Origin of the sequence: Paraburkholderia sp. BL18I3N2, from assembly GCF_003001875.1 — a bacterium.
Classification (GTDB): domain Bacteria; phylum Pseudomonadota; class Gammaproteobacteria; order Burkholderiales; family Burkholderiaceae; genus Paraburkholderia; species Paraburkholderia phytofirmans.
The window spans coordinates 365,719-377,601 of the sequence record NZ_PVNC01000002.1 but is presented as its reverse complement, the minus strand read 5'-3'; the positions used below and the strand labels follow the sequence as shown (position 1 = coordinate 377,601).

Sequence of the window (11,883 nt, the reverse complement as noted above, 5' to 3'; positions counted from 1 at the left end):
CAGGTCAGAAAAATCCGAACTATCTTTGGGAATTGTTCAGAAAGGCCTTGGTAAGACGGTCCGGGTTTGGGTCGAACGCGTAATGATACCTTATAATTTTGGATGTTTTGAAGGAAACGGACGGCACTTTTTGCCTCCGCTGGCCCCTTTTTCGAGGTCTTCCTCCAGCGTCGTAACCCGCTGTCGCAGCATCGGTTTTTCCTTGCTGCGGCGGTCCACCACATTTTCCGGTGACTGCATGGCTCTGACCCTGACCGATGTAAAACGCATCGCGCATCTTGCGCGGCTAGAACTGGCCGACGCCGACGCTGAGCACACGCTTGTCCAGCTCAACGATTTTTTCGGCCTTGTCGAGCAGATGCAGGCGGTCGATACCACCGGCATCGCGCCGCTTGCCCATCCGATCGAGCAGATCGAAGACGTCGCGCTGCGTCTGCGTAACGACGCGGTGACCGAAACGGTCGAGCGCGAAGCTTTCCAGCGCCCGGCGCCCGCAGTGCAGGACGGCCTGTACCTCGTGCCGAAGGTGATCGAGTAACACCCGCGCATCGAGCCTGGCGCGGCATGCGAGCCGGCCACGAGGTGCAGTGCCGACTTGCGGCATATCGACTCGCAGCATCAACGCTCGCATAGCCGTCGTCTCCGGCTTCCTCGGCTCGGTTTGCCGGCGGGCAGCCGAACGCCTCCACGGCAGCGTGACTACGCTGCCGCGCTCTTCAGGATAAAACGCAATGCATGAAAAAAGTTTGACCGAACTGCGCGCCGCACTGTCGGCCAAGGAATGCTCCGCAGTCGAACTGGCGCAGCTCTATCTGAAGCGGATCGATGCGGCCAACAGCCTGAACGCATTCATCCAGGTCGATCCCGACCTGACGCTCGCGCAGGCGAAAGCCGCGGACGCGCTGCTCCATACCGGCCACGCCGGCCCGCTGGTCGGCCTGCCGATCGCGCACAAAGACGTGTTCGTAACCAAGGGCTGGCGCTCCACCGCCGGCTCGAAAATGCTGTCGAACTACGAGAGCCCGTTCGACGCGACAGTGGTCGCGCGTCTGCACAACGCCGGCATGGTGTGCGTGGGCAAGACCAATATGGATGAGTTCGCAATGGGCTCGTCCAACGAGAATTCGTACTTTGGTCCCGTGCAGAATCCGTGGGATGTTAAGGCTGTGCCGGGCGGTTCGTCGGGCGGGTCGGCTGCGGCCGTCGCCGCGCGCCTCGCGCCTGCTGCGACCGGCACGGATACCGGCGGCTCGATTCGTCAGCCGGCGTCGTTCTCCGGCATCACGGGTATCAAGCCGACGTATGGCCGCGTGTCGCGTTACGGCATGATCGCGTTCGCCTCGTCGCTGGATCAGGGCGGTCCGATGGCGCAAAACGCGGCGGATTGCGCCACGCTGCTCAACGCCATGGCCGGTTTCGACGAGCGCGATTCAACCAGCCTCGTGCGTGACGACGAAGACTACACGCGTTATCTCGGCAAGCCGTGGAAGGAAGACGGCGCGGGCAAGCCGCTCGCCGGCTTGCGCATCGGCCTGCCGAAAGAGTATTTCGGCGCCGGTCTCGCCGACGACGTGCGCGCGTCGATCGACGCGGCCCTGAAGCAATACGAAGCGCTCGGCGCCACACTGGTCGAAGTCTCGCTGCCGAAAACAGAATTGTCGATCCCGGTGTACTACGTGATCGCGCCGGCGGAGGCTTCGTCGAACCTGTCGCGTTTCGACGGTGTGCGTTTCGGTCATCGCGCAGCGGAGTATCGCGATCTGCTGGACATGTACAAGAAGTCGCGCGCCGAAGGTTTCGGTCCGGAAGTGAAGCGCCGTATTCTGGTCGGCGCCTACGTGCTGTCGCACGGCTATTACGACGCGTACTACCTGCAGGCGCAGAAGATCCGCCGCATCATCGCGCAGGACTTCCAGGAAGCGTTCAAGCAGTGCGACGTGATCATGGGCCCGGTTGCGCCAACGGTCGCGTGGGACCTCGGCGCGAAGGGCGACGATCCGGTGCAGATGTATCTGGCCGACATCTACACGCTGTCGGTGAGCCTCGCCGGTTTGCCGGGCATGAGCGTGCCGTGCGGCTTCGGTGCGGGCGCGAATGCGCAGCGTCCGGTTGGATTGCAGATCATCGGCAACTATTTCAATGAAGCCCGGATGCTCCAGGTGGCTGACGCGTTCCAGCGCGCGACCGACTGGCACCGCAAAGCACCGGCAGGAGTGTGAGCACCATGGCCAAGCAATGGGAAGTCGTGATCGGTCTGGAGACCCACGCGCAACTGTCGACGCAATCGAAGATTTTTTCGGGCACCGCGACGCAATTCGGCGCCGCGCCGAACACGCAAGCCAGCCCCGTCGACCTGGCCTTGCCGGGCACGTTGCCGGTAATGAACCGCGGCGCTGTCGAGCGCGCGATCCAGTTCGGTCTCGCGATCGGCGCAACGGTGGCGCCGCGCAGCATCTTCGCGCGCAAGAATTATTTCTACCCCGATCTGCCGAAGGGCTATCAGATCAGCCAGTACGAAATCCCCGTCGTACAGGGCGGTCAGGTGACGATTCAGGTGCCGGCCAATGAAAAGGCGGGTAAAGAAGCCTACGAAAAGGTCGTCAACCTCACGCGCGCTCACCTTGAAGAAGACGCGGGCAAGTCGCTGCACGAAGACTTCGCGGGCATGACCGGCATCGACCTGAATCGTGCCGGCACGCCGCTACTCGAAATCGTCACCGAGCCGGAAATGCGCAGCGCGGCCGAAGCGGTCGCGTACGCGAAGACGCTGCATACGCTCGTCACGTGGCTCGGCATCTGCGACGGCAACATGCAGGAAGGCTCGTTCCGTTGCGACGCGAACGTGTCGGTGCGTCCGGTCGGTCAGGCGGAATTCGGCACGCGCGCCGAGATCAAGAACCTGAACTCGTTCCGCTTCCTCGAAGAAGCGATTCAGTACGAAGTGCGCCGTCAGATCGAGCTGATCGAAGACGGCGGCACGGTGGTGCAGGAAACGCGTCTGTACGATCCGGACAAGCGCGAAACGCGCTCCATGCGCAGCAAGGAAGACGCGCACGATTACCGCTATTTCCCCGATCCCGATCTGATGCCTCTCGTGATCGACGCGGCGTGGATCGAGCGCGTCAAGGCAGAGATGACAGAGCTGCCGGTGGCGATTCAACAGCGCTTCGTGTCGCAATACGGTTTGACGCCGTACGACGCTAACGTGCTGACGTCGAGCAAAGCGATGGCCGCGTACTACGAAGCGGTGGTGAGCAAAGTCGGCCCGGCCAACGCCAAGGTTGCCGCTAACTGGCTGATGGGCGAAGTGTCGTCGCAATTGAATCGCGAGGGTCTCGACATTGCTGAGAACCCGGTGTCGTCCGCGCAACTCGCGTTGCTGCTGCAGCGTATCGCCGACGGCACGATCTCCAACAAGATCGCCAAGGAAATTTTCCTCGCGATCTGGGAGGAGAAGGCCACCGACGAATCCGCCGCCGATCGCATCGTCGAGACCAAGGGGCTGAAGCAGATTTCGGATACCGGCGCGCTGGAAGCGATCATCGACGAAGTGCTCGCCGCGAACCAGAAGTCGGTCGAGGAATTCCGCGCCGGCAAGGAAAAGGCATTCAACGCGCTGATCGGTCAGGCAATGAAAGCGACGAAGGGCAAGGCTAATCCGGCGCAGGTGAACGAACTGCTGAAGAAGAAGCTGTCCTGAGTCGAAGTCAAGTTGAGCGTGAACGACTGAAGCGTTAAAGCTCAGGTCAGCACGGGCTGTTGCCGGCAACGAAAGTGGGGCAACGGCCCGTTTCATTTTGCGGGTCCATTTAAGCGAACGCAGATCAGGGGAGTGTGTGGATGGCCAAGCAGCCCGAACTCGACGATTTCCGCGTGCCGTATTTCGACGACGGCAAGAAAAAAAGCAAATTCTCGCTGAGCGATTTCGACCCGGCCGCCAAGCCGTTTTCGACCGGCTCGAAAGATACCGACAGGGCGCGTCTGTCGGAGATCGGCGCGAAGCTCGACACGCTGCAAGAATGTTTGCACGCGCAGCGAACGCGCCGCGTGTTGCTGGTGCTGCAGGGCATGGACACGAGCGGCAAGGACGGTACGATCCGCGCGGTGTTTCACGAAGTCGATCCGCTCGGTTTGCGCATCGTGCCGTTCAAGGCGCCGACGCCTGTCGAACTCGCGCATGACTTTCTCTGGCGCGTGCATTCGCAAGCGCCGGCCGCCGGTGAGCTGACGATCTTCAACCGCAGTCATTACGAAGATCTGCTGGTCCCCACCGTGCTTGGCGCTTTGGATGAGCAAGCCTTCGTGCAACGCTGCTGCCACATCCGCCAGTTCGAAGAGTTGCTGGCGTATAGCGGCACGGCGATCGTCAAATGCATGCTGCACATTTCGAAAGACGAGCAGCGCGCGCGTCTGCAGGCGCGCATCGACGATCCGCGCAAGCACTGGAAATTCGACGTTGCCGATCTCGACGCGCGCAAGCTGTGGGACCAATATCAGGCCGCGTATCAGGACGCGTTGGCGGCGACATCGACGGAATACGCGCCGTGGTACGTGATTCCGGCCGACTCGAAGACGCATCGCAATGTGATGGTCGCGGAGCTGCTGTTGCGCACATTCGAAGCGCTCAAGCTGGAATATCCTCCCGCCAAAGAATCGCTGAAGGGCATCAAGGTCGAGTGACCGTGCCCTTTCGCTTCATCAACGAATCGAACATCAAAGGAACGACATGTTGCGTGTGATTACCGCCAACCTGAACGGCATCCGCTCAGCGGCGAAGAAAGGCTTTTTCGACTGGTTCGGCGAGCAGAAGGCCGACGTGCTGTGCGTGCAGGAAATCAAATGCTCGCAGGACGACATGACGCCTGAATTCATGGCCCCGCACAATTTCACCGGCTATTTTCAGCACGCCGTGAAGAAGGGTTATAGCGGCGCGGGCGTGTACACGCGTCATGAACCGGACGAAGTGGTGATCGGTTTTGGCAGCGAGGAGTTCGACCCGGAAGGGCGTTATGTCGAATTGCGTTACGGCAAGCTGTCGGTGATTTCGGTGTATGTGCCCTCGGGTTCGAGCGGCGACGAACGCCAGCAGGCCAAATACCGTTTCATGGACGAGTTCATGCCGCATCTCGCGGAACTGTCCCAGGAGCGTGAAGTGATCGTGTGCGGCGACGTCAACATTGTCCACAAGGAAATCGATATCAAGAACTGGAAGAGCAACCAGAAGAATTCGGGTTGCCTGCCGGAAGAGCGCGCATGGCTCACCAAACTATTCGATGAGGTGGGTTACGTCGACGTATTCCGCACGCTCGACCAGCGGCCGGAACAGTACACGTGGTGGAGCAATCGCGGCCAGGCGTACGCGAAGAACGTCGGGTGGCGGATCGATTATCAGATCGCGACGCCGGGCATTGCGAGCAAGGCGAAACGCACCGACGTGTTCCGCGATATCAAGTTCAGCGACCATGCGCCGCTGACGGTGGATTACGACCACAAGGTCAAGAAGTAAGCACGGCAAGCGAGGCTGAAGTCTCGCCTTGTCAGGCAAGAGCGCGAGCGCGCAGCAAGTGAACCTGCAGTTGGCCTTGTGGAAAGCGTTGTCGCGGAAGTAGCGGGCGCTTGAGGCCCGCGCAACTCAATCGCGCGCCAGTTTGCGGCGCGGACGGCCCATGCCGGCGTAGTCCGGCAACGCGTCCACGGTCTTGCCGATCGCCTTCGCGTAGAGCGGCAGCATGTCCGGCAAGCGCTTGATGATGTCCTGACGGCGCGCCGGCGTGTAGGGATGCACGTAGATGAAGCCCTGATCGCGATTGCCGCGCGTGGCTTGCGCCAGTTTGTCCCACAGCGTGACCGCCGCGCGCGGATCGAAGCCGGCGCGCGATGCGATATCGCTGCCGATCACGTCGGCTTCGGTCTCGTCGGTATTTTCGTACTTCATTTCCAGCAGGCGCGAGCCGATGCCGAGCGGCGCAGCGCCCAGATCGGCGAGCCCGAATAGCTGGGGGATCGTGCCGGACGAGTCGAGCTGGCTCGCCTGCAGTTGGCCGAGCCGCTCGCGTGCATGTTCGCGCAGCGCATGCGCGATCTCGTGGCCGATCAGCATGCCGAGTTCGTTGTCGTTCAGACGCGCGCGGTCGAGCACTCCGCCGTACACGACGATCTTGCCACCCGGCAGACAGTACATGCGGATATCGGGCGAGCGCACCACGGCCACATCCCACTTCCAGTTCTTGGCTCGCTCATTCCATTTGAGCGAATACGGAATCATCTTGTCGACGATCGAACGCACGCGCGTGACGTGCGCGTCGGTGTCGGCGTACAGACGGTTCGAGTGCTCGGCGCCGTAGCTGATCTGACTGAACTCGTCGGCGGCTTGCGCCTCGAGCATCGGCGATGGGATCAGGTTGCGGAACACCAGATAGCCGCCGTAACGCAACTGCGTATTCGGGGTGTACGACGCGGACGCCGGGGCGGCTATGGACGGGACAGCAGGCGCTTTAGCTGCCGCGGGTGGCGAAAATGTCGCAGCGGGCGATCTGGCGGTGACCGGAGCCGGCGGCGTCGATTGGGGTGAGGAGGGCGATGAAGGCGGCGTTGCAGCGGCGGGCGCGCTGCCCGCACCCGCCGCGCTGGTGGCATTGTTCGCACCTTGTGCCGCCGATGTCGCGCTTTCAGGGCTCGCGGCGGCCGTCGCCGCGGGCTTCGCCGTCGGCGCTGACGTCGTGGCCGGCGCCGGTGCCGGCGCGGGTGCGCTGGTAGCCGCTGCCGGCATGGCTGCCGCATAGGCGTTCAACGGCGCGGCCAACGTCAGGCTGACACAGCCAAGCGCCCAGACTGCGTGCAGCGCCACACGGCTGCCCTTGACCGCAGGGCGCCGGGACGTAATCGAGCGCGCCGCGCCCATCGGAAGAAGCGCCTTCACGACTGCTTCCTCCACGGCGCGATGCGCAGCAAAAGCAACATGCCGGGCAACCCCAGCGCGGTACAAACGATGAAGTAGTCGAACCAGCCGATCTGCGCGACCACGTACCCGCTCGCTGCGGAAGCCAGCGTGCGCGGCACCGAAGCGAGGCTCGTGAAGAGCGCGAACTGGGTGGCGGTGTAGCGGGGATCGGTGGTGCTGGCGATATAGGCGGTGAATGCCGCCATCGTCAGCCCAGTGGCAAAGGTTTCCAAACCGTAGACAAGCGCCAGCGCAACGGAGCGCGGCTCGAGCTGCACGGCCCAATCGACGCCCACCAGCGCCAGCAGCTTCGTGGTGCCTTCGCTCAGCCCGACGGCGATGTCGTAAATCGCCACGAGACCGGGCGAAGCCGGTCCGAGATGCGCGAGCCATGCAAAGCCGAGCGTCGACACCATCTGCAGGACGCCGAAGATCCACAGTCCGCGGCCAATGCCGATTTTCATCAGCCAGATCCCGCCGACGATCCCGCCCGCCAGACTCGCACCGAACGCGGTGGTCTTCGCGATCACCCCGATCTGCGTGCGCGAAAAGCCGATATCGAGAAAGAACGAGGTGGACAGCGTGGTCGCCATCGTGTCGCCAAGCTTGTACAGAAAGATGAAACCGAGCACGAACAGCGCGCCACGCCAGCCGTCGCGCTGAATGAATTCCTTGAACGGCTGCACGATCGCTTCGCGCAGATTTTTGGGCGGCGTGCCGTGTACTTCGGGTTCGCGCACTACCAGCGTCATGACCATGCCGGGCAACATGAATGCGGCCGTCACGATAAAAACGGTGGTCCAAGGCAAATGGTCGGACAGGATCAACGCGAGCGAACCGGGCACCAGTGCGGCGATCTTGTAGGCGTTCACGTGCACCGCGTTGCCGAGACCCTGCTGCGTATCGCTCAACAGCTCGCGCCGGTAGGCGTCGATCACAATGTCCTGACTGGCGCCAAAGAACGCGACCAGCGCGGTCAAAGCCGCGACCGTCCAGATCGAATCTTTGGGCGACACGAACCCCAGGGTGGCGATGGCGCCGGCCACCAGGATCTGCGTGACCAGCATCCAGCCGCGCCGTCTCCCCGGACGCCAGCCCGGAAAACGCGGGACGTAGCGGTCCATCAGCGGCGCCCAGATGAATTTCCAGGTGTACGGGAACTGGATCAGCGCAAAGAGGCCGATCTCCTTCAGATTGACGCCTTCTGAGCGTAACCACGCCTGCACCAGATAGACGAGCGTGAACAGCGGCAATCCCGAGGTAAAGCCGAGAAAGACGCAGATGAGCATGCGCGTATTCAGGAACGCGCGCCAGCCGGGATGTTCTTCGTGAGCGGTAAGTGCAGGCGCCTCGTGCGGCGGGTTCGACATGTGTATGACTTGCGTTAGCTTTTCTTGACGCGATAGACCGCAAGACTACCACGCCAGTTCACGCCCCAGCGCACCACCTGACCGTCGTGCAGCACCACGCGGTCGAGAATTTCGATGCCGACTTCCGGCGCGAGCGCCTCGAAATCCTCGATCGTCAGCACCCGCACGTTCGGCGTGTTGTGCCACTGATAAGGCAGCGACTTCGACACCGGCATGCGGCCTTGCAGCACCGAGAGCCGATGCGCCCAGTAGCCGAAGTTCGGGAACGACACGATGCATTCCTTGCCGACCCGCACGGTCTCGCGCAGGATCGCCGCCGTCTGATGGATGGTTTGCAGCGTCTGCGACAGAATCGCGAAATCGAAGCTGCCGTCTTCGAACAGGCGCAGGCCGTCTTCCAGGTTCTGCTGGATCACGTTGACGCCGTTTTGCGTCGACGCCAGTACGCCCGCGTCGTTGATTTCGATACCGTAGCCCTGCACGTCCAGTTCTTCGGTCAGCAGCGACAGCAGCGAGCCGTCGCCGCAGCCCAGATCCAGCACCGTGGCGCGCGGTTCGACCCAGCGCGCGATCGCGCGGAAATCCGGGCGCAGCGCCAGGTAATCGAGTGCTCGCTGGTTCATGCGTTCACCTCGTTTGCAATACGTTCGTAGTAGGCGCGCATCAGGTTGTGATAGCGCGCGTCGTCGAGCAGGAAGGCGTCATGGCCGTGCGGCGCGTCGATTTCCGCGTAGGTGACGGTGCGCTTGTGGTCGAGCAGCGCCTTCACCAGTTCGCGTGAGCGGGCCGGCGCGAAACGCCAGTCGGTCGAGAAGCTGGCGATCAGGTATTTCGCCGTCGTGTGCGCGACGGCGGCGGTCAGATCGCCGTCGAAAGCCTTTGCGGGATCGAAGTAATCCAACGCGCGCGTGATCAGCAGGTAGGTGTTCGCGTCGAAGTAGTCGGCGAATTTGTCGCCCTGATAACGCAGATACGACTCCACTTCGAATTCCACGTCGAAGTTGAAGTTGTACGCGTCCACCGCGCCTTCCGCGCGGCGCAGCGAGCGGCCGAATTTCTCGGCCATGTCGTCGTCCGACAGATACGTGATGTGGCCGATCATGCGCGCGACGCGCAAGCCCCGCTTCGGCTTCACGTTGTGCGCGTAGTAGTTGCCGCCGTGAAAATCCGGATCCGACAGGATCGCCGAGCGCGCGACCTCGTTGAACGCGATGTTCTGCGCCGACAGCTTCGGCGTGGAAGCGACCACGATGCAATGCCCGACGCGCTCCGGATACATCATGCTCCACGCGAGCGCCTGCATGCCGCCGAGGCTGCCGCCCATCACCGCCGCGAAGCGCGTGATGCCGAACTGATCGGCGACGCGCGCCTGGGCGTTGACCCAGTCTTCCACTGTCACGACGGGAAAGGTCGCGCCGTACGGATTGCCGGTGGCCGGGTCGATGCTCATCGGCCCGGTCGAGCCGAAGCACGATCCCAGGTTGTTCACACCGATCACGAAGAATTTGTCGGTGTCGAGCGGCTTGCCCGGGCCGACCATGTTGTCCCACCAGCCGATGTCCTTGGGATTGTCGGCGTACACGCCCGCCACGTGGTGCGACGCGTTGAGCGCGTGGCACACCAGCACCGCGTTGCTACGCGCGGCGTTGAGCGTGCCGTAAGTCTCGACCATCAGGTCGTAACCGGCCAGCGAGCTGCCGTTCTGCAACTGCAGAGGCTCGGTGAAATGCATTTTGTGGGGAGCGACGATACCGATCGATTCCATTCATTCCGCCATTTATCAAAAACTGGGCGGCTAAACGGCGTCGGCGAATGCACGGAGGAAGGACTGTGTGCGCGGCTGACGACCTCTTTAGCCGCATTTATAGTGAACCGCAGGGAGACGTTCCCGGCAGTTCGCGCGCCCGCAATCGAGTCAGCAAATCGGCGCGTATCAGGTGTTCAAACAGGTTTTCAAGCAGGTGTTCGGGGTGTTGCGGACAGCGGCCCTTGAGGGTTCGAGGTGCCGCAGTCAGGCGCAAAGTATAGCGGAAATTTTCGTGCGGCAGCGTCGCGGGCGCAGAGCATGGCGCGGCGCTTGCCGCGCGGACTACTGAAGAATCAGGAGCAGTTGCGCGTCGGCGTGTTCGGCGGGTGGCCGCACGAAGCCGCTGCGCACATAGCGGTGCCAGCGGCCGATGATATAGCTCAGCAGCAGACTCGCCCGAATCGCGGGATCGTAGCCGGCGGGCAGCGGGACGGCGTTCTCACCCGAATTCGCAGCGTTGTTCGCCTCCATTTGCGCAAGCCGCAGGCATTGCTTCAACGACGCCTCGACGCGCTCCAGCATCTGATTGACGCGCTCGGTCAGCCGTTCATGCTCGCCGACCAGCGCCTCGCACGTCAGCACGCGCGTCATGCCGGGGTTCTTCGCGGGGAAGTTGAGCAGCATCAACGCAATCGAGCGCGCCTGCAGCACGCCGTTGCTTTCCTTGTCGGCGATCTGGTTGATCAGCCCGAAGATGGTTTGCTCGATGAACTCGATCAGCCCTTCGAACATTTGCGCCTTGCTGGCGAAATGACGGTACAGCGCGGCTTCCGACACGCCAAGCCGGGCGGCCAGCGCCGCCGTGGTGATCTTTTCGGTTTTGGGCGCCTCCAGCATCGCGGCGAGCGTCTGGAGAATGTGCACGCGGCGCTCGCCCGGCTTCAGGCGCTGCGCGCGCGGAGCGGCGAGCGTGGGGTTCGGTTCGTGTTCGGTTAAGACTTCGTCAGGCTTGTCGATCGGCTGCATGGCTGTCGTCCCGTCTGCTGTCTCTTCAATCGAACCGAGCGGGTGCTCAGTCGTAGCGATTTTAACGAACGAATGCTTCTATCGACATAGTGTGGCCGGCCGGTGCCCGGCAGGCGTGTCGGTACGCCGTCCGCGTGCGGCTTGCGCGGCAGATGGCCGGTGATCCACACCGTGCGGATGCCGAGCCGCCGGTAGTTCTTCAGATGCGAGCGCGTGTCTTCGACGAGGATCACGTCCTTCAGCGAAACGTGCGCGTCGCGCATGGCCTTGCGCAGCATCGCGTGGTCGGGTTTGGCGCGCCAGCGGCGGCGATCGCGCATATGCTCGATGGCGATCACCTGTTCGAACAGACGCTCGATACGCAGTTCAGCGAGCACGGCCCGCGCGTAGGCCTCGGGCGCGTTGGTCAGCACGATCTTGCGGCCCGGCAGGGCAGCCACGAGGCGCGCGACGCCGCGTTCATGGCGGATCATCGAGCCGAGATCGGGAAAGGTGTGCACGACCTTCAGGAAGTCGTTCGGATCGAGCGGATGGTGGCGCGTCAGGCCCAGCAGCGTTGCGCCGTAACGTTGTGTGTAGCCGGTGCGCAGACGGTTGGCTTCGTCGAGGTCGACTTGCAGGGCGTCGATGATGTACTGCGTCATCCCTTGATTGATTGCCGGAAAAATCGCGTGCGACGCCTGATGCAGCGTGTTGTCGAGATCGAACAGCCAGACCGGACGGCCACCTGCGATATGCGGACGACGGTTTCGGGAGGTGGGAGTGCGCATGGTGGAGGACGCCGTTCAGGCGCGAACAGT

Annotated in this window: 12 protein-coding genes; 5 read left to right on the top strand and 7 right to left on the bottom strand. The window is 62.7% G+C overall.

Annotation, left to right across the window (positions count from 1 at the left end; genetic code table 11):
• Nucleotides 1–90 precede the first annotated feature (90 nt).
• Nucleotides 91–240, bottom strand: a complete 150-nt coding sequence (locus B0G75_RS40550) for a hypothetical protein (RefSeq protein WP_166799265.1) — start codon at nucleotides 238–240, stop codon at nucleotides 91–93.
• On the opposite strand from B0G75_RS40550, the gene gatC reads away from it, so the two are divergent.
• The 5 genes from gatC to B0G75_RS07635 all read left to right on the top strand — a co-directional run bounded on the left by gatC (nucleotide 239) and on the right by B0G75_RS07635 (nucleotide 5,506).
• A complete protein-coding gene (gatC, locus tag B0G75_RS07655; RefSeq protein ID WP_105511670.1) occupies nucleotides 239–538 on the top strand; it encodes an Asp-tRNA(Asn)/Glu-tRNA(Gln) amidotransferase subunit GatC in 300 nt (99 codons plus the stop codon). The genes B0G75_RS40550 and gatC overlap by 2 nt on opposite strands.
• A gap of 193 nt (nucleotides 539–731) precedes the next feature.
• A complete protein-coding gene (gene gatA, locus B0G75_RS07650; protein ID WP_106302744.1) occupies nucleotides 732–2,219 on the top strand; it encodes an Asp-tRNA(Asn)/Glu-tRNA(Gln) amidotransferase subunit GatA in 1,488 nt (495 codons plus the stop codon).
• Between the two features lie 5 nt (nucleotides 2,220–2,224).
• Complete coding sequence (gene gatB / locus B0G75_RS07645; protein WP_106302741.1) at nucleotides 2,225–3,700, top strand: Asp-tRNA(Asn)/Glu-tRNA(Gln) amidotransferase subunit GatB; 1,476 nt, start codon at nucleotides 2,225–2,227, stop codon at nucleotides 3,698–3,700.
• 140 nt (nucleotides 3,701–3,840) lie between these two features.
• The gene (locus B0G75_RS07640; RefSeq protein WP_106302738.1) at nucleotides 3,841–4,680 is read left to right on the top strand and encodes a PPK2 family polyphosphate kinase; all 840 of its coding nucleotides are present in this window, start codon (nucleotides 3,841–3,843) and stop codon (nucleotides 4,678–4,680) included.
• Nucleotides 4,681–4,726: 46 nt separating this feature from the next.
• Nucleotides 4,727–5,506 (top strand): exodeoxyribonuclease III, encoded by a 780-nt coding sequence (locus tag B0G75_RS07635; protein ID WP_106302735.1) that lies wholly within the window; start codon nucleotides 4,727–4,729, stop codon nucleotides 5,504–5,506.
• Nucleotides 5,507–5,632: 126 nt separating this feature from the next.
• On the opposite strand, the gene B0G75_RS07630 is transcribed toward B0G75_RS07635, so the two are convergent.
• The 6 genes from B0G75_RS07630 to B0G75_RS07600 form a co-directional block, all read right to left on the bottom strand.
• Nucleotides 5,633–6,901 (bottom strand): M48 family metallopeptidase, encoded by a 1,269-nt coding sequence (locus tag B0G75_RS07630; RefSeq protein WP_106303674.1) that lies wholly within the window; start codon nucleotides 6,899–6,901, stop codon nucleotides 5,633–5,635.
• Nucleotides 6,902–6,915: 14 nt separating this feature from the next.
• On the bottom strand, nucleotides 6,916–8,310 hold the full coding sequence (locus B0G75_RS07625; protein ID WP_106302732.1) for an AmpG family muropeptide MFS transporter: 1,395 nt from the start codon (nucleotides 8,308–8,310) through the stop codon (nucleotides 6,916–6,918).
• A gap of 14 nt (nucleotides 8,311–8,324) precedes the next feature.
• On the bottom strand, nucleotides 8,325–8,933 hold the full coding sequence (gene metW / locus B0G75_RS07620) for a methionine biosynthesis protein MetW (protein WP_012431403.1): 609 nt from the start codon (nucleotides 8,931–8,933) through the stop codon (nucleotides 8,325–8,327).
• Nucleotides 8,930–10,075 carry a homoserine O-acetyltransferase gene (locus B0G75_RS07615; RefSeq protein WP_106302729.1) on the bottom strand — a complete coding sequence of 382 codons (1,146 nt, stop codon included), beginning with the start codon at nucleotides 10,073–10,075 and terminating at the stop codon, nucleotides 8,930–8,932. The genes metW and B0G75_RS07615 overlap by 4 nt, the downstream gene beginning before the upstream one ends.
• Before the next feature lie 324 nt (nucleotides 10,076–10,399).
• Nucleotides 10,400–11,083: a nucleoid occlusion factor SlmA gene (slmA, locus tag B0G75_RS07605; protein ID WP_106302726.1), complete on the bottom strand. Its 684-nt coding sequence runs from the start codon at nucleotides 11,081–11,083 to the stop codon at nucleotides 10,400–10,402.
• On the bottom strand, nucleotides 11,050–11,853 hold the full coding sequence (locus B0G75_RS07600; RefSeq protein WP_106302723.1) for a pyrimidine 5'-nucleotidase: 804 nt from the start codon (nucleotides 11,851–11,853) through the stop codon (nucleotides 11,050–11,052). Before B0G75_RS07600 ends, slmA begins: the two co-directional genes overlap by 34 nt.
• Nucleotides 11,854–11,883: the final 30 nt, after the last annotated feature.

Bases quoted from the DNA above. Each gene is read 5' to 3' on its own strand.
- B0G75_RS07635 (WP_106302735.1), top strand. From the start codon at position 4,727: ATGTTGCGTGTGATTACCGCCAACCTGAACGGCATCCGCTCAGCGGCG.
- gatA (WP_106302744.1), top strand. From the start codon at position 732: ATGCATGAAAAAAGTTTGACCGAACTGCGCGCCGCACTGTCGGCCAAG.
- gatC (WP_105511670.1), top strand. From the start codon at position 239: ATGGCTCTGACCCTGACCGATGTAAAACGCATCGCGCATCTTGCGCGG.
- B0G75_RS07630 (WP_106303674.1), bottom strand. From the start codon at position 6,901: ATGGGCGCGGCGCGCTCGATTACGTCCCGGCGCCCTGCGGTCAAGGGC.
- B0G75_RS07625 (WP_106302732.1), bottom strand. From the start codon at position 8,310: ATGTCGAACCCGCCGCACGAGGCGCCTGCACTTACCGCTCACGAAGAA.
- metW (WP_012431403.1), bottom strand. From the start codon at position 8,933: ATGAACCAGCGAGCACTCGATTACCTGGCGCTGCGCCCGGATTTCCGC.
- B0G75_RS07640 (WP_106302738.1), top strand. From the start codon at position 3,841: ATGGCCAAGCAGCCCGAACTCGACGATTTCCGCGTGCCGTATTTCGAC.
- B0G75_RS07615 (WP_106302729.1), bottom strand. From the start codon at position 10,075: ATGGAATCGATCGGTATCGTCGCTCCCCACAAAATGCATTTCACCGAG.
- B0G75_RS40550 (WP_166799265.1), bottom strand. From the start codon at position 240: ATGCAGTCACCGGAAAATGTGGTGGACCGCCGCAGCAAGGAAAAACCG.
- B0G75_RS07600 (WP_106302723.1), bottom strand. From the start codon at position 11,853: ATGCGCACTCCCACCTCCCGAAACCGTCGTCCGCATATCGCAGGTGGC.
- slmA (WP_106302726.1), bottom strand. From the start codon at position 11,083: ATGCAGCCGATCGACAAGCCTGACGAAGTCTTAACCGAACACGAACCG.
- gatB (WP_106302741.1), top strand. From the start codon at position 2,225: ATGGCCAAGCAATGGGAAGTCGTGATCGGTCTGGAGACCCACGCGCAA.